General features: G+C 71.1%; 18 protein-coding genes. 5 read left to right on the top strand and 13 right to left on the bottom strand.

Annotation, left to right across the window (positions count from 1 at the left end; translation table 11 throughout):
* Positions 1 to 243: 243 nt before the first annotated feature.
* The 5 genes from ACFYQ6_RS12500 to ACFYQ6_RS12480 all read right to left on the bottom strand — a co-directional run bounded on the left by ACFYQ6_RS12500 (position 244) and on the right by ACFYQ6_RS12480 (position 4,038).
* Positions 244 to 825 carry a Clp protease N-terminal domain-containing protein gene (locus ACFYQ6_RS12500; RefSeq protein WP_361573625.1) on the bottom strand — a complete coding sequence of 194 codons (582 nt, stop codon included), beginning with the start codon at positions 823 to 825 and terminating at the stop codon, positions 244 to 246.
* Positions 825 to 1,034: a helix-turn-helix domain-containing protein gene (locus ACFYQ6_RS12495; protein ID WP_073745141.1), complete on the bottom strand. Its 210-nt coding sequence runs from the start codon at positions 1,032 to 1,034 to the stop codon at positions 825 to 827. Before ACFYQ6_RS12495 ends, ACFYQ6_RS12500 begins: the two co-directional genes overlap by 1 nt.
* 31 nt (positions 1,035 to 1,065) lie before the next feature.
* Positions 1,066 to 1,611 (bottom strand): GNAT family N-acetyltransferase, encoded by a 546-nt coding sequence (locus tag ACFYQ6_RS12490; protein WP_361573623.1) that lies wholly within the window; start codon positions 1,609 to 1,611, stop codon positions 1,066 to 1,068.
* Positions 1,608 to 2,573 carry a zinc-binding dehydrogenase gene (locus ACFYQ6_RS12485; protein ID WP_356738199.1) on the bottom strand — a complete coding sequence of 322 codons (966 nt, stop codon included), beginning with the start codon at positions 2,571 to 2,573 and terminating at the stop codon, positions 1,608 to 1,610. Before ACFYQ6_RS12485 ends, ACFYQ6_RS12490 begins: the two co-directional genes overlap by 4 nt.
* 229 nt (positions 2,574 to 2,802) lie before the next feature.
* Positions 2,803 to 4,038 carry an NADP-dependent malic enzyme gene (locus tag ACFYQ6_RS12480; protein ID WP_361573620.1) on the bottom strand — a complete coding sequence of 412 codons (1,236 nt, stop codon included), beginning with the start codon at positions 4,036 to 4,038 and terminating at the stop codon, positions 2,803 to 2,805.
* A 521-nt stretch (positions 4,039 to 4,559) separates the two neighbouring features.
* Between ACFYQ6_RS12480 and ACFYQ6_RS12475 the strand changes: the two genes are divergently transcribed.
* The 3 genes from ACFYQ6_RS12475 to ACFYQ6_RS12465 are packed head-to-tail and all read left to right on the top strand — an operon-like array spanning position 4,560 to position 7,248.
* Complete coding sequence (locus ACFYQ6_RS12475; protein ID WP_361573618.1) at positions 4,560 to 5,519, top strand: ABC transporter substrate-binding protein; 960 nt, start codon at positions 4,560 to 4,562, stop codon at positions 5,517 to 5,519.
* 29 nt (positions 5,520 to 5,548) lie between these two features.
* Positions 5,549 to 6,490 (top strand): amino acid ABC transporter permease, encoded by a 942-nt coding sequence (locus ACFYQ6_RS12470; RefSeq protein ID WP_361573616.1) that lies wholly within the window; start codon positions 5,549 to 5,551, stop codon positions 6,488 to 6,490.
* Positions 6,487 to 7,248 (top strand): amino acid ABC transporter ATP-binding protein, encoded by a 762-nt coding sequence (locus ACFYQ6_RS12465; RefSeq protein ID WP_361573614.1) that lies wholly within the window; start codon positions 6,487 to 6,489, stop codon positions 7,246 to 7,248. Before ACFYQ6_RS12470 ends, ACFYQ6_RS12465 begins: the two co-directional genes overlap by 4 nt.
* Before the next feature lie 73 nt (positions 7,249 to 7,321).
* Here the strand turns inward: ACFYQ6_RS12465 and ACFYQ6_RS12460 are convergent, their stop codons facing one another.
* From ACFYQ6_RS12460 to ACFYQ6_RS12450, 3 genes are all read right to left on the bottom strand, one after another.
* Positions 7,322 to 8,110, bottom strand: a complete 789-nt coding sequence (locus ACFYQ6_RS12460) for a hypothetical protein (RefSeq protein ID WP_361573612.1) — start codon at positions 8,108 to 8,110, stop codon at positions 7,322 to 7,324.
* On the bottom strand, positions 8,107 to 8,610 hold the full coding sequence (locus tag ACFYQ6_RS12455; RefSeq protein ID WP_361573610.1) for a SigE family RNA polymerase sigma factor: 504 nt from the start codon (positions 8,608 to 8,610) through the stop codon (positions 8,107 to 8,109). The genes ACFYQ6_RS12460 and ACFYQ6_RS12455 overlap by 4 nt, the downstream gene beginning before the upstream one ends.
* Positions 8,611 to 8,784: 174 nt before the next feature.
* Complete coding sequence (locus tag ACFYQ6_RS12450) at positions 8,785 to 9,540, bottom strand: class I SAM-dependent methyltransferase (RefSeq protein ID WP_388762807.1); 756 nt, start codon at positions 9,538 to 9,540, stop codon at positions 8,785 to 8,787.
* Positions 9,541 to 9,642: 102 nt separating this feature from the next.
* Between ACFYQ6_RS12450 and ACFYQ6_RS12445 the strand changes: the two genes are divergently transcribed.
* Positions 9,643 to 10,272, top strand: coding sequence for a CGNR zinc finger domain-containing protein (locus tag ACFYQ6_RS12445; RefSeq protein ID WP_361573606.1), 630 nt, complete (start codon positions 9,643 to 9,645; stop codon positions 10,270 to 10,272).
* Here the strand turns inward: ACFYQ6_RS12445 and sodX are convergent.
* A complete protein-coding gene (gene sodX, locus ACFYQ6_RS12440) occupies positions 10,176 to 10,613 on the bottom strand; it encodes a nickel-type superoxide dismutase maturation protease (RefSeq protein ID WP_361573604.1) in 438 nt (145 codons plus the stop codon). The two genes, ACFYQ6_RS12445 and sodX, sit on opposite strands and share 97 nt — an antisense overlap.
* A 179-nt stretch (positions 10,614 to 10,792) precedes the next feature.
* Between sodX and sodN the strand changes: the two genes are divergently transcribed.
* Positions 10,793 to 11,188, top strand: coding sequence for a superoxide dismutase, Ni (gene sodN, locus ACFYQ6_RS12435; RefSeq protein WP_145803274.1), 396 nt, complete (start codon positions 10,793 to 10,795; stop codon positions 11,186 to 11,188).
* Between the two features lie 137 nt (positions 11,189 to 11,325).
* Here sodN and ACFYQ6_RS12430 read toward each other — a convergent pair whose 3' ends face one another.
* The 4 genes from ACFYQ6_RS12430 to ACFYQ6_RS12415 all read right to left on the bottom strand — a co-directional run bounded on the left by ACFYQ6_RS12430 (position 11,326) and on the right by ACFYQ6_RS12415 (position 14,613).
* Complete coding sequence (locus ACFYQ6_RS12430) at positions 11,326 to 12,207, bottom strand: SDR family oxidoreductase (RefSeq protein ID WP_361573601.1); 882 nt, start codon at positions 12,205 to 12,207, stop codon at positions 11,326 to 11,328.
* Positions 12,204 to 12,557, bottom strand: a complete 354-nt coding sequence (locus tag ACFYQ6_RS12425; RefSeq protein ID WP_361573600.1) for a DUF952 domain-containing protein — start codon at positions 12,555 to 12,557, stop codon at positions 12,204 to 12,206. The genes ACFYQ6_RS12430 and ACFYQ6_RS12425 overlap by 4 nt, the downstream gene beginning before the upstream one ends.
* Positions 12,558 to 12,566: 9 nt before the next feature.
* Positions 12,567 to 13,571, bottom strand: coding sequence for an NAD-dependent epimerase/dehydratase family protein (locus tag ACFYQ6_RS12420; protein WP_361573598.1), 1,005 nt, complete (start codon positions 13,569 to 13,571; stop codon positions 12,567 to 12,569).
* A 373-nt stretch (positions 13,572 to 13,944) separates the two neighbouring features.
* Complete coding sequence (locus ACFYQ6_RS12415; protein ID WP_388762803.1) at positions 13,945 to 14,613, bottom strand: DUF6304 family protein; 669 nt, start codon at positions 14,611 to 14,613, stop codon at positions 13,945 to 13,947.
* Positions 14,614 to 14,927 lie beyond the last annotated feature (314 nt).

Here is a 14,927-nt window from a genome sequence, read left to right as displayed (position 1 = left end):
GGTTCCGTAGGCGCCGCCCGGGCCGCCTTGGCGCGGGCGCCGCCCGGCCGCCCTGGCGCGGGGACGGGACAGGTCCCGTAGGCGCCGCCCGGCCGCACCGCCCGGGGCAGCTGGCGCGTGGGGGTGGGGGGCGGCGCTTCCCTCCGCCCCGCCCGTGCGGGCACGTACGGGCGGTACGGGCGGCGGCTTCCGTCCCCGGCAGTACGGACTGGCGAATGCCGCCGGAGCAGGTGGCCGGCGAGGTCAGCCGGCCAGCGCCTGGCCCTGCCCCTCGCCTCCCGCGCCGTACAGCGCGCGTTCCACCGTGGTGTAGGTCGCGCCGTGTTCGGCGAGCACTTCGGCGACGACGCCTGGGCAGGCCGTCAGGGCCAGCAACAGGTGCTCCTCGCCGATGAAGCGGTCGCGTCGGCCGAGCGCGATGCGCAGGGACTTCTCCAGGATGCCCTTCGCACCCCCCGCGAAGGCAACACGGCGCCCCGACCACCACCGGCGGTTCCGGCGGTCACCCGCCAGGACGCCTTCACCGTGCGCGTCCTCGACCCGTGCCACGATCTCGGTGACATCGATGCCGATACCTGCCAGCGCCTCCGTGTCGGCCTTGGTGAGTCCGCCACGGCGGCGGGCCTCGGCCAGTGAGGTCTCCAGCGAGGCGCGTCGGTCGGTCAGCCCGAGCGCCGCGACGGCGAAGGAGGCGCGACTCCCCTCCTGGTCCAGCAGGGAAAGCAGCAGATGCTCCTCGGTGACGGAGTCCGCGCCGGTCCGCTCCGCCAGGGCCACCGCGCCCGTCACGGTGGCGCGGGCGCCTTTGGTGAATCGCTCGAACATCAATGCCTCCCGTACTTCTTGTGCACGGCCTGCCTGCTGACACCCAGCTCGGCAGCGATTTCCTGCCACGACCAGCCCTTGGCGCGGGCGCTCCTCACCTGGACGGCTTCGAGTTGCTCCAGCAGACGCCGCAGCGCGGCGACGGCCCGCAGCCCGACGCGCGGGTCGTGGTCACCGGCACGTGCGGCGAGATCCGTTGCTTCGGTCATGACGTCAACTTACGTTGACACCTGACGCCTGTCAACCGTTGTTGACGTCGTCGGTGGCGAGGCGGCCGTGCCGCTCCACGTCGTAGCGCTCGTCGCCGTAGCGGAGCTTCTTCCGGTCGATACCCTCGGCGACGAAGCCGGCCCGCAGGGCGACGGAGCAGGAGGCGGGGTTGTTCGTCCGGTGTCCGAGCTCGAGCCGGAAGAGGCCCAGTTCGCCGAAGGCCCAGCGGGCCAGTGTCCGTACGCCCGTCACCGCGACGCCTCTCCCGCGCGCCGCCTCGACGGTCCAGTACGAGACCCAGCCGGTGCCATGGACGTGGTTCACCGCCGCAACGGCCACGGACCCGAGCGGGACCCCCTCGCGGACGACGGCCCATGTGTACGCGGTACCCGCCGCCCGCTCCTCCTCCCGGGCCGCGACCCAGTCCTGTGCCTCGGCCAGGGTCGTGACGGGTCTGCCCGCCTGGCGGGCCATCTCCTCGGGCACGAAGGCGCGGAGGACGTCCGGCGCGTCCTCGGGCCGCCAGGGCCGCAGCAGCAGCCCCTGCGACGCCGGCAGCTCGATCGCCCCGCTCACGAGGTGGTGAGCACGATCTTCCCGAAGAGGTCTCCGGCGGCGAGCCGCTCGAAGCCCTCACGGGCGCGGTCCAACGGCAGGGTCTCGTCGATGACGGGCCGCACCCCGGTCGCCGCACAGAACGCGAGCAGGTCTTCCAGCTCGTCCTTGGAGCCCATGGTGGAGCCGACGACCTTGAGTTCCAGGAAGAAGATCCGGGTCAGTTCCGCGTGCGAGGGCCGGTCGCCGCTGGTGGCACCGGAGATGACCAGCGTGCCGCCGGGCCTCAGCGACTTCACCGAGTGGGACCAGGTCGCGGCCCCCACGGTCTCGATGACGGCGTCCACGCGCCCCGGCAGCCGTGCGCCCGGCTCGTACGCCTCGACGGCGCCCAGTTCGACGGCGCGCTTACGCTTGGCCTCGTCGCGGCTGGTGGCGAACACCCGCAGCCCGGCGGCCTTGCCCAGCACGATCGCGGCGGTGGCCACGCCACCGCCCGCACCCTGCACGAGCACGGAGTCACCCGGCCGCACACCGGCGTTGGTGAAGAGCATGCGATAGGCCGTCAGCCAGGCGGTGGGCAGGCAGGCGGCCTGCTCGAAGCTGAGTTCCTTCGGTTTGGGCAGCACGTTCCAGCTCGGGACGGTGACCTGCTCGGCGAAGGTGCCCTGATAGCGCTCGGTGAGGATGGAGCGCGGCTCGTCCGGGCCGACGCCGTGACCCGTCTGGCCGATGACTGAGTGCAGGACGACCTCGTTGCCGTCCTCGTCGACACCGGCGGCGTCACAGCCGAGGATCATGGGCAGCTTGTCCTCGGCGAGGCCCACGCCGCGCAAGGACCAGAGGTCGTGGTGGTTGAGCGAAGCGGCCCTGACCCGGACTGTGGTCCATCCGGGCCGTGCCTCGGGGGCCGGACGTTCCCCCAGCTCAAGCCCGTCGAGGGGCCGGTCACGGTCGATGCGGGCTGCGTAGGCGGCGAACATGGCACGACGATAGGACGTGACGCGCCGTGACGTAACCGTTCGGTGGTGTGACACACACCCCAGCGCGGGTCACGCGCGCCGCCGGCGGAGAGTGGCCGGCCCCGCCGACGGAGCACGGCCGGCCCCGCGGACCCGAAAGGCGACGGCCCCGCCGGCGCGAAAAAGGGGCGGGACGGGAGCACGGTCGCGCGTGGTGCGCCTCCGTATCCCGTCCCGCCCCGTCCGGGCGTCAGCGCCGGGCGACGCCCTCGGCGCGGGCTGCAGCGGCGACCGCGGCCGTGACCGCCGGAGCGACCCGCTCGTCGAACGGCGAGGGGATCACGTAGTCCGCGGCCAGCTCGTCGCCGACGACATCGGCAAGCGCGTTCGCCGCGGCGATCTTCATGCCCTCGGTGATGCGGGAGGCCCGCACCTGGAGCGCACCCGCGAAGATTCCGGGGAACGCCAGCACGTTGTTGATCTGGTTCGGGTAGTCCGACCGGCCGGTCGCCACCACGGCCGCGTACTTGTGCGCGACATCAGGATGGACCTCGGGGTTCGGGTTGGCCATGGCGAACACGAACGCGCCGGGAGCCATCGAGGCCACGGCCGGCTCGGGGACCGTACCGCCGGAGACGCCGATGAAGACGTCGGCGCCCGCCAGCGCCGTTTCCAGCGGTCCGGTGATGCCGGCCCGGTTCGTGATCTCCGCCAGCTCGCGCTTGACGTCCGTGAGGTCCTCGCGGTCCCCGCTGACGATGCCCTTGCGGTCGGCGACGGCGACGTCACCGATGCCCGCCTCCAGCAGGAACTTGGCGATGGCCACACCGGCCGCTCCCGCGCCGGAGATGACGGCACGCAGATCACCGAGCGTGCGGCCGGACAGCTTCGCCGCGTTGCGCAGGGCTGCGAGCGTCACCACGGCCGTGCCGTGCTGGTCGTCGTGGAAGACCGGGATGTCCAGACGTTCCTGGAGCTTGCGCTCGATCTCGAAGCACCGGGGCGCCGAGATGTCCTCCAGGTTGACCCCGCCGAAGGACGGCGCGAGACGGACCACGGTGTCGACGATCTCGTCCGCGTCGGTCGTGGCGAGCGCGATCGGCACCGCGTCGACACCACCGAACTGCTTGAAGAGGATCGCCTTGCCCTCCATCACCGGGAGGGAGGCCTCGGGGCCGATGTCCCCCAGGCCGAGGACGGCGGTGCCGTCCGTGACGACGGCCACGACCTGTGACTTCCAGGTGTAGTCGTGGACGAGCTCGGGATTCTCGGCGATGGCGCTGCACACCTTCGCCACGCCGGGCGTGTACGCGAGGGACAGGTCGTCCTTGTCGCGGATCGGAACGGTGGCCTGCACGGCCATCTTCCCGCCGCGGTGCAGGGCGAACGCGGGATCGAAGGGCTCGTCGGCCCCACTGATTCCGGCCGTCCTGGCCACGCCGTCCGTTGTGCTGTCGCTGCGAGGATTGACGATCTCCGCTGCCATTGTGTTGACCCCTTAAGTCTTCATCAGTTGAGGGTGGCCACTCCTGGTTGAGGAGGGGTGGGCGGGCACCGCGTACGTTCCCGGCACTGAGCGGTTGGCCGCTCCGGCAGGGGAGACACATACGCGCGGGCGCGCCGCACACGCGCCCTGAGCCCCGGATGAGGGGTGTAAAGGTCTTTCTTACCGGACGGACCGGGCCTCTTACGAGTCGGTATCGAATCGGTGACAAGACTCATAACCGAATATCTGGACAAGTCCACTAAGGACCACAAAGGCCGTCCGAAGGCCGAGACGCACCGGAGATTCTCCGGAGGAGCGCTCACTTCTCAGTAGATGGTCCGGCCTTGCCGTACCGGTCCGTTGAGGTTCGGGGGTCACCCGTTACCCGATTTTGACATGCCTGGCCCCCTGATTGGGTGAGTCCGAATGGCAAGATGCCCTAATCACACGAGGTGGCGACACTCGAAGGTGCGTGCGTGCCCACCTGACCAGCATTCCCTCACTGCCGGAGGATTCCGACCATGACCGCAAGCACCCTCTGCCGTACGACCGCGAAGTCCCGGATTGCCGCGGTCTGCGCAGTCGCGGTCGCCGGCACCCTGCTGCTGACCGCCTGTGGAGACCAGACGGACAGCGCCGGCAAGAAGGAGTCGGCTTCGGCCACCACGAAGGACGCGCCGCTGGCCGACCTCCTCCCCAAGGCCGTCAAGGACAAGGGCGAGATCAAGGTCGGTTCCGACATCGCGTACCCGCCGGTCGAGTTCAAGGACGAGTCCGGCAAGACGGTCGGTATCGACCCCGACCTGGCGGACGCCCTCGGCAAGCAGCTCGGCGTGAAGTTCGTCTTCGAGAACGGCACCTTCGACACGCTGCTCACGGGCCTGCGCTCGAAGCGCTACGACCTGGCGATGTCGGCCATGACCGACACCAAGGACCGCCAGGAGGGCGTCGACTCCGAGACGAAGAAGAAGGTCGGCGAGGGCGTCGACTTCATCGACTACTTCACCGCGGGCGTCTCCATCTACACCAAGAAGGGCGACGACAAGGGCATCAGCACCTGGTCGGACCTCTGCGGCAAGAAGCTCGTCGTCCAGCGCGGCACGGTCTCCCACGACCTCGCGAAGGCCGAGAGCACCAAGTGCGGCAGCAAGGGCAAGATCGCCATCGAGGCGTTCGACAACGACCTGGAGGCCCAGACCCGCCTGCGCGGCGGCGGCGCCGACGCCGGTTCGTCCGACTTCCCGGTCGCCGCGTACGCGGTGAAGACCTCGGGCGGCGGCAACGACTTCCAGCTGGTCGGCGAGCAGGTCGAGGCGGCCCCGTACGGCATCGCCGTCGCCAAGGGCAACGACGAGCTCACGAAGGCGATCGAAGCCGCACTGAACGCGGTCATCGAGAACGGCGAGTACGCGAAGATCATCGCCAAGTGGGGCGTCGAGGCCGGCGCGGTCACCGAGGCGAAGATCAACGGCGGATCCTGACCGGGTTCCGGCGCTGAAAGGCAACATCTGTGACTGACATCAAGAAGACGGGCCCGGCGGTCACCCCGCCCACCCCGTCGGCGGGGCCGGAGGCGATCAAGGCCATCCCGGTGCGCCACTACGGCCGGTACGTCTCGGCGGTCGTCGCCCTCGGCCTGCTGGCCTCGCTGGTCTACGCGTTCGCGCAGGGCGACATCAACTGGGACGCGATCCCCGACTACTTCTTCGACGACCAGATCCTCGAGGGCGTCAAGAACACGGTCATCATCACGGTTCTGTCGATGATCATCGGCGTCGTGCTGGGCATCGTGCTCGCCGTGATGCGGCTCTCCAAGAACCCGGTGACGACCTCCATAGCCTGGGGATACATCTGGTTCTTCCGCGGTACCCCGGTCTACGTACAGCTGCTGGTCTGGTTCAACCTCGGCATCGTGTTCGAGTACATCAACCTCGGGCCGGTCTACAAGGACGAATGGTCGTCCTTCATGACGCCGTTCCTCTGCGCGCTGCTCGGGCTCGGGCTCAACGAGGCCGCGTACATGGCGGAGATCTGCCGGGCGGGCCTCCAGTCGGTCGACGAAGGTCAGACCGAGGCGGCGCACGCCCTGGGCATGAGCCACGGCAAGACGCTGCGCCGGATCGTCGTCCCGCAGGCGATGCGGGTGATCGTGCCGCCGACGGGCAACGAGGTCATCAACATGCTGAAGACCTCCTCGCTCGCGGTCGCCGTCCAGTACACCGAGCTGCTGCGCTCCACCCAGAACGTGTCGCAGACCTCGGGTGCCACCGTGGAGATGCTGTTCCTGGCCGCGGCCTGGTACATGGTGCTCACCTCGGTGCTCAGCGTCGGCCAGTACTACCTGGAGCGGTACTACGCGCGCGGCTCCAGCCGCAGCCTGCCGGACACCCCGTTCCAGAAGATCAGGGCCACCATGCTGTCGCTGGGCCGCCCGAAGGGAGGCGCCGCATGACCGCCATGGTGAAGGCCGAGGGCGTCCACAAGTCCTTCGGCCCCGCGCACATCCTCAAGGGCATCGACTTGGAGGTCGCCCCCCGTGAGGTGTTCTGCCTGATCGGCCCGTCCGGCTCCGGCAAGTCGACGTTCCTGCGGTGCATCAACCACCTGGAGCAGATCAACGCCGGCCGGCTGTACGTCGACGGGGACCTGGTCGGCTACCGCCAGAAGGGCGACAAGCTCTACGAGCTCAAGGACAGCGAAGTCGCGCTGAAGCGCCGGGACATCGGCATGGTCTTCCAGCGCTTCAACCTGTTCCCTCACATGACGGCCATCGAGAACGTCATGGAGGCCCCGGTCCAGGTCAAGGGTGAGGCCAAGGCCGTGGCCCGGGCCCGCGCGGAACGTCTGCTCGACCGGGTCGGCCTGTCCGACAAGGCGAAGAACTACCCCTCGCAGCTGTCCGGCGGACAGCAGCAGCGCGTGGCCATCGCGCGCGCCCTGGCCATGGAACCGAAGCTGATGCTCTTCGACGAGCCGACCTCCGCGCTCGACCCGGAGCTCGTCGGCGACGTCCTGGACGTCATGCGCGGACTGGCCGAGGAGGGCATGACGATGGTCGTCGTCACCCACGAGATGGGCTTCGCCCGTGAGGTCGGCGACGCGCTGGTCTTCATGGACGACGGCGTCGTGGTCGAGTCCGGCCACCCGCGCGACGTACTGACCAACCCGCAGCACGACCGGACGAAGTCGTTCCTGTCGAAGGTGCTGTAACCCGTCTCAGTGCGAGGAGGGCGGTACGGACCCGGTCCGTACCGCCCTCCTCGCTGTGCGCCCGTGCCGTCCGTCACTTCTGCCGGGGCTGCCCCGCCGGCACCAGCTCCGGGCGCAGCAGCAGGGTGCGCAGCTGCTCACGGTCCAGCGGGGTGCTCTCGAGCAGCGGCCCCTGCGACCTGCTGCCCTCGTAGCCGGTGCTGGCGCGGGCGGCCAGCAGCGAACCGTCCTTCAGTACGAGACGGGCGGTGAGTTCGGGGCCCCACTGCGGTGTGCCGCCGTCGCCGTAGTCCATCGTGTCGCGCCAGATCGTCAGGACCCTGCCGTCAGGCAGTTCCTCGCGCACGCACTCCGACCGGAGCGTCTCCTTGCCGCGGACCACGCAGAGGTCGTCGTCGGGGTCCGTCCCCGCGAGCTTGCGGACCACCTGGGCGCGGGGCATGTACGCGAGGGTGAGGAAGCCGACGCCTCCGTCCCTGCGGACGGCGTACTGCCCGTCCAGCGGCCCCGTGTAGGTCTCCTTGGCCTGTCCGGGTGTCGCGTTCTTGATGAGGACGGCGAGGGAGACCTGTTCGACGCTTCCCACTCCGTCCGGAAGCAGCGCGATGAGCCGCTCCGCCCTGTCCTGGGGGCCGCTCTTCTCGAGTGCGGCCGCCACCTGCGTCCGCTGCTCCCCCTGCCCGGCGGTGAAACCCGGGAGCACGAGCGCTCCCGTCGCCACCACGGCCAGGGCGGCACCCGACACGGCGATACGGCGCCCCCGGCGCACCCGGCCCGCTCGCGCGTACACGGCCTCGGTGGAGACCGCGGGCTGTCCCGCCCCTTCGGCGGCCCGTCCCAGCAACTCGCGCACGTCGTTCATACAAGTTCCTCCGCCATGTCCGCCGTCATCACGGCGCGCAGCGCCGCCAGTCCCCGAGCCGTGTGGCTCTTGACCGTGCTCTCCCGCATCCCGAGCAGTTCGGCCGTGGCCTGGACGCTCAGGTCCTCCCAGTAGCGCAGCACCAGCACCGCCCGCTGCCTGGCCGTGAGCCGGGCGAGCGCCGCCCGGACCATGAGGCCCGTGTCCGCTTCCGCGTGTTCGCCGGCGCTGTCGGGCAGTTCGTCGTACGGGCGCTCGCGCCGCCAGAAGCGACGGCGCGCGGCGATGTGGGTGTTGACCAGGGTCTTGCGCGCGTACGCCTCGATGTTGTCGAGCCGCCCGTGCCTCTTCCCGCCGAGCACGACCTTGACCAGCGTCGTCTGGACCAGGTCCTCGGCCTCGTGCCGGTCGCCGCACAGCAGGTAGGCGCTGCGGAACAGCGCCGCGCGTCTGTTCTCCACGAACGCGTGCAGTGCCGCGTCGTCCTCGATCCGCGCCATCGGCGCCCCTCTCCCGGGTCCGCGGAGGCGGCCCGTCTCACCCTTTCAGTGCGCCGGGACGGGCCGCAGGTTGCAGGGGGCGGCGAAAAGGTGACGAGGGGCGGCCGGAGCCGCCCCTCGTCCTTCGCTTCCAGGCCTCTGTGTTCCCTTTGTCTCTATGTCTCTTCGCCCGGGTCACTTCACGGCGAGGACCAGGCTGTCCGAGGGCGAGGACCAGACCGCTCGTGCCTCTCCGAAGCCCGCCTCGCGGAGGGTGCGGGCGTGCCAGTGGACCGAGGGCATGTCGCCGTCCGCGTGCTCGCCGTAGATCGCGAACCGCTCGGCGGTGGGCCCCGCGAGGGCGGGGTCCTCGGCCGCGAGGGCCCACCACCCGGCCCAGTCCACGGCACCTGCGGCCTTCGCCCGGTCCATGGCGGCATGCCGGTGGGCGCGCTCGGCCGCGTTGATGCGCGGGGTGGTGGTGTCGATCATGTGGTCCGCGTTCATGAACACCCCGCCGTCCCTGACCAGCCCGCCGATCTGCCCGTACAGGGCCGCGAGCGGTTCGCTGTGCAGCCAGTGCAGGGCGGTGGCGGTGAGCACGGCGTCGTACGAGGTGTGCGGGAGCCGCTCGGTCCAGGCCGCGTCCTTCAGGTCGGCGGTCACGAAGGTGACCCGGTCGTCCCCCTCGAAGGTGCCGCGGGCGATGGCGAGCAGCGCGGGGTCGAGGTCGACGCCCGTGCTGGTGGCCTTGGGGAACCGCTTGAGGAGCCGGTCCGTAATACTTCCCGTACCGCACGCGAGATCGAGCACTCTCGGTTCGGGCCCCACCACGGCCTCGACCATGTCCAGCATCACCCGGAACCGCTCCTCGCGGTCCGGCATGTACCACTCCTGCTGCCGGTCCCAGCTCTCCTGCCAGGACTGCCAGTCGGTGCCCGTACCCGTCATGCGAACCTCCACCTGCACCCGTATGCGTAAGACCCATTGAGTACGACCGCCCATTACACTGGTCGACACAGCGACCATAGACCGACGCCGTAAGGACTACAAGTGGAACTGGCCTATTACTCGGACTACGCCGTGCGTCTGGTCAACACCGAGGAGCCGGCCCGCGACAAGGACAGCCTCACGACGGTCGAGGCCGTGCGCGAGCTGTTCGGTGCCAGTGCGCAGGCGGCCCGCCGGGCGACCGACGGCGACGTGACCCGCTTCCGGTCCGTCCGGGCCCGCTTGCGCGCGGTCTTCGAGGCCGCGGACGAGGGGGACGAGACCCTCGCGGTCGATCTCCTCAACTCCCTGCTGCTGGAGTTCCCGGTGAGCCCGCAGATCTCCGGCCACGACACCCGGGACGAGGACGGCAAGCCGGACTGGCACATGCATCTCGCCGACCACCCCTCGAACGCGACGGCAGGGTTCGCGGCGATCGCGGCGATGGGACTGGCCTTCCACCTGACCTCGCACGGGGTGGACCGGCTCGGCCTCTGCGAGGCGGCGCCATGCCGCAACGCCTACCTCGACACCTCCACCAACCGCTCGCGGCGCTACTGCTCGGACCGCTGCGCGACCCGGGCCAACGTGGCCGCCTACCGGGCCCGCAAGCGCCTGGAGACGGACCGCTCCGAGGAGACCCGGCGCACGGCGGACACCGCCCAGCCCAGCACTCCGAGCACCGACCGCTGATCCTTGCCCAGCGGCCGGTAACGGGCCCGCGCCCTGGCCAGCACGAGTTCCTCGGGGACCGTCCCGTAGTCCGTACTGTCACCGCCCGCGTACGAGTTGTCGCCCAGCACCCACCAGCCGTTGCCGCGCCGCTCGGCAACGCGCTTGACGACGAGCAGGTCCTGCTGGAACGGATGACGCAGGATCACCACGTCCCCTGGGCGCACCGGCGCCCCGTACTGCACGAGCAGCCAGTCCCCGTGGTACAGCGTGGGCACCATCGAAGGCCCCGTCACCTCCACGACCTGGAACGGCCTCCGCGCCGCCCGCCCGCTCCCTGACCCCTGCGCCGGTTCCGGCATGTGTGGCACCTCCCGGTCCATCCTCCAGTACACCGCTGCGCGCACCGTCCGTCTTTTCGGCCCACCGGCCCATCCTCACCCCGGACTTTTGGCCTAAGCCCCAGGGGGCAGCCGCAAAAAGCCGCTTCCTACGGAGTAATGTCCCACCTGAGAAGACGATCACGAGGAAGGACAGCTCCATGCTTTCCCGCCTGTTTGCCCCCAAGGTGAAGGTCAGCGCGCACTGCGACCTGCCCTGCGGTGTGTACGACCCGGCCCAGGCCCGCATCGAGGCGGAGTCCGTCAAGGCCGTCCAGGAGAAGTACCAGGCCAATGAGGACGCGGACTTCCGCACCCGCGCCGTTCTGATCAAGGAACAGCGTGCCGAGCTCGCGAAGCACCACGTCTCGGTGCTCTGGAGCGACTACTTCAAGCCCCCGCACTTCGAGAAGTACCCGGAGCTGCACCAGCTGGTCAACGACACCCTGAAGGCGCTCTCCGCGGCCAAGGGTTCGAACGACCCGGCCACGGGCCAGAAGGCTCTGGACCTGATCGCTCGCATCGACGAGATCTTCTGGGAGACCAAGAAGGCGTGACTCGGGGCCCGGCACGTCCGGCCCGCTCCCACGGGGGTCGGACCGCCCGGCTGACCGCACCCGGCCCGCAGGCCGCCGGCAACGGCTGCTCCTGCGAACCGGGTGCGGTTTCTCGTTTCTCGGGTGAGCGGGCGGGGTCAGCTGCCCGGCAGGAGGTGGCGGTAACTGTCCGGGTTCTCCAGGAGGTAGGTGGCCAGGCTCTGCGCGGGGTGGCCCGTGAGGGTGGGGACGGCCTGCGAGACCGTCTGCAGTTCGCCGGCCGCGATCGCCTCGTACGACGTGACCCAGCCGGCCACCTCCCACTCCTCGGCGCCGTAGTGGGCGCGGGATGCGTAGGCCTCCTCAGCGGTCTCGGGTACGTACCGGATGGTGCGGCCCGTGAGCCGGCTCAGTTCACCGGCAGCCTCCGCGAGGGTGAACGCCTCGGGGCCCGTGAGGTCGTACGTCGCCCCGTCGTGGCCGGTTCCCGCGTCCAGCAGGACTGCTGACGCCGAGTCCGCGATGTCCTGATGGGACACGGCCGAGACCCGCCCCTCACCGGCCGGACCGCGCAGGATGCCGTCCGTGCCCGTCATCGCGGGGATCGCCGCCAGATACCAGCTGTCCCGCAGGAAGGTGTGGCGCACCCCGGCCACCCGGATGTGTGCCTCCGTGTGCCAGTGGTCGCGCGCGAAGGTGAACGTGGCGTCCGGTGCCGCGCCGAGGAACGACACGTAGACGATGCGCTCGACGCCCACCGCGAGGGCCGCGTCCACGGCGGTGGTGTGCTCCAGGACCCGGCCGGGGCTCTCGTGCGCCGAGACGAGGAACAGGGTGTGCGCGCCGTCCAGGGCGCGCCGCATGGCCTCGGCGTCGCCGTACGGAGCGGGCGGCGCGGCGACCGCGCCGGGGATCCGGGGCAGGCGCGAGGGGTCCCGGCCCAGGAGCCGGACCGGGGCTCCCGCCCGGGCCAGTCGCGCGGCGACCCTGCCGCCCACCGCTCCGCTCGCCCCGGTCACCGCTACGAGAGGACTGGTCATCCCGCCTCACCTCCCGCGCGCGACGGGTGTCCGGTCCAGGGGCGCACCTCGACGACGGCTTCGGCGGGAAGCGGCCCGTAGATGTGCGGGAACTCCTCACCATCGGGTCCCATGGCCTCGTACCGCACAGGCGCCGGGAGCCGGCCCGGGTCGATGACCAGCACCACCAGCCCCTGGTCGTCCGTCCCGTACAACGCCTGGGCCACGGTGGGCAGCTGATGGGGCAGCGAGCAGTGGATGAAGCCTTCCTCGCGCAGGGTGCGGCCCCGGGTGGACATCTCGTACGTCCCGGCTCTCCGGGCGGCCTCCCACAAGGGCTCTTCGGTGAGGTGCAGCAGGTGTTCGGTCATCGGGCCACGCTAAGGGCTGCCGGGTGCCGAGAGGAGCTTCGCCTCGGTCTGCGCGTCGAGGCCGACGGAGGGGCGGTCGGGCCGCTGCGGGGCCGTGCCCCCTCTCCCGCGCAGCCAGGTCCAGGTGTCCGCGACGGTCTCGGCGACGGGCCTGCACCGCAGGCCGGCGGCGTGGGCTTTGGTGACATCGCCCTGGTGCAGGGTGTCGTACAGCTCTCCGGCCGGCAGCCAGACCGGCAGGTCCGTCCACGGTTCGACACCGGCGGCCAGGATCACCTCCGGGTCGGTCCAGCGCAGCTCTGCGACGTCACCGGTGACGCGGACGCAGGCCTCCAGCAGCTCCCCCATGGTGGTGTGCCCCGGCCGGCTCACCGTGTTGTACGCCCCGCCCAGGCCGTCCGCCGCGGCGTCCAGGAGCCACTGGGCGAGGTCCCTGGCGTCGATGTACTGGAGTGCGGCGTCCGGTGGCCCCGGTGCGATCACCGGCCCGCCCCGGGCCGTCCTGGACAGCCACCACGGCAGCCGGCCGATGTTCTCGCCGGGGCCGAGGATCAGCCCGGCTCTGGCCAGCAGGGCGCGCTCGCCGAAGGCGTCGAGGGCGGCCAGCTCCCCGCCGCGCTTGGCCTCGGCGTACGGGACGTCCGGCCCCGCGTCCGGGGAGGCGCCGGCGACCAGCGGCCCGTCCTCCGTGAGGCCTGCCGGGGCGGGGTACGCGTAGACCGATCTGCTGGAGACGTAGCTGAAGTGCCCGGCCCTGCCCGACAGCATGCGGGCGGCGTCCCGCACGGCCGAGGGAGCGCCGCTCCAGGTGTCGACCACCAGGTCCCAGCTGCCGCCGGCCAGCGCGGCGAGGCCCGCCTCGCCCGCAGTCCGGTCCCCCGTCAGCGACAGCACCCCGGCCGGTGGCGGGTGGTGGCCGCGGTGGAAGACGGTCACCTGCCAGCCCCGGGCGAGCGCCGCGTCGGTGACCGCGCGCCCGACGAATTCCGTGCCGCCCAGCATCAAGATCTTCATGCGGTGAGGCTGCCCGCCGGGCCGCGTCGAGGAAACCGGACCTCGCTGTCGGCAGAACGGGGAACTCCGGGTCCTGCCGTGTCGTCCTGCGCCCAACCTCGCCTCCCCCGGACCGGCGGGGTCGGGTCCGGTCAGGCGAGGTCCGTCCGGGCGGGGCCGGTCCGGGCAGGCGGGTTCCGTCCGGGCCGGTCCGGTCCGGTCCGGTCCGGTCCGGGCAAGCGAGGTCCGTCCGGGCCGGGTCCGGTCCGGTCCGGGCAAGCGAGGTCCGTCCGGGCCGGGTCCGGTCCGGGCAAGCGTGTTCCGTCCGGGCCGAGCCGGGCCAGGTCAGGTCAGGTCAGGTCAGGCGAGGTCTGTCCGGGCCGGGCCCGTCCGGTCAGGCGAGTTCGAGTGGGAAGGCGCCCCGGTGACCGGTGCCGGCGCCGTGTGCCGGGCGCGGTTCGAACTCCCGGCAGCTCCATATCTCCTGGACGAACCCGCTGCGCCGGTCCCACAGTCCGGCGACGTCCTGGCCGCCCGCCACGTCGCGGTAGGCGTCCTTCGCGCCGCGGAAGCAGGCGAGCCCGCCGGAAAGGCCGCGAACGGGAGCCGGGAAGTAGTCGGAGAAGGCGCAGGCTATGCAGGACTGGAGATGCATGTCCGGCGGCAGGATGCGCTGGACCGTGGCCAGGGCGGCGGCGAAGTCGCCCTCGGCCCGGTTCGACTCGTAGACCGCCCCGTCCAGATGGAGGGCGAGATACAGATCCGGGTCGGCCCGGCGCAGCGACAGCAGGCAGCTGAGGGTGGCCTGGCGGACCGTCCCGGACACGAGGACCGGGAGCGGGAGATCCCACTCCAGCACGCAGTCGCCGAGTACACCGTCCACCAGGTCGAACAGGCCCTCCTGGGCCGGGGCGCCCGCGGCGGGCCCCAGACCGTCGAAGCTCTCGCCCTCGAAGTCCGTTCCCCGGACGCGGATACGGAGCTGCTGCCCGTCCGTGGTGAAAATGACGGCCTCGGAACCATGACGGTCCCGGTACCAGCCTGCCCACGACTCATCTGTCATGAGCAGGGACTGTAGTCCGTACCCCGGCGTCCGCCGGTGGCACCCTCCCCTTCCGGCGCCGCAGTACCCGGCGCGGCCTCAGCAGGCCCTGGACACAAGCCACATGGCGTATGCCGACGCTCCGTCAGGAGGGCGGAGCAGCCTGGTCACCACCCCGGCGAGCCCCGCTCCCTCCCCGTGCTCCGCAGACCGGCCCCGTCCCTGCCGCTTCCTGCAACCGGGCCCGGACCGCGCGGGGAACCGCGGATCCGGGTGCCGGTGCCGCGCGGGAACCGCGGGTCCGGGTGCTTGGTACCGGCCCGTGGGCGTCCGGG

Origin of the sequence: Streptomyces sp. NPDC005494 (assembly GCF_042872025.1) — a bacterium.
Taxonomy (GTDB): Bacteria; Actinomycetota; Actinomycetes; order Streptomycetales; family Streptomycetaceae; genus Streptomyces.
Note: the sequence above shows the minus strand (reverse complement) of the source record. Positions and strands in the feature narration are given on the sequence as shown.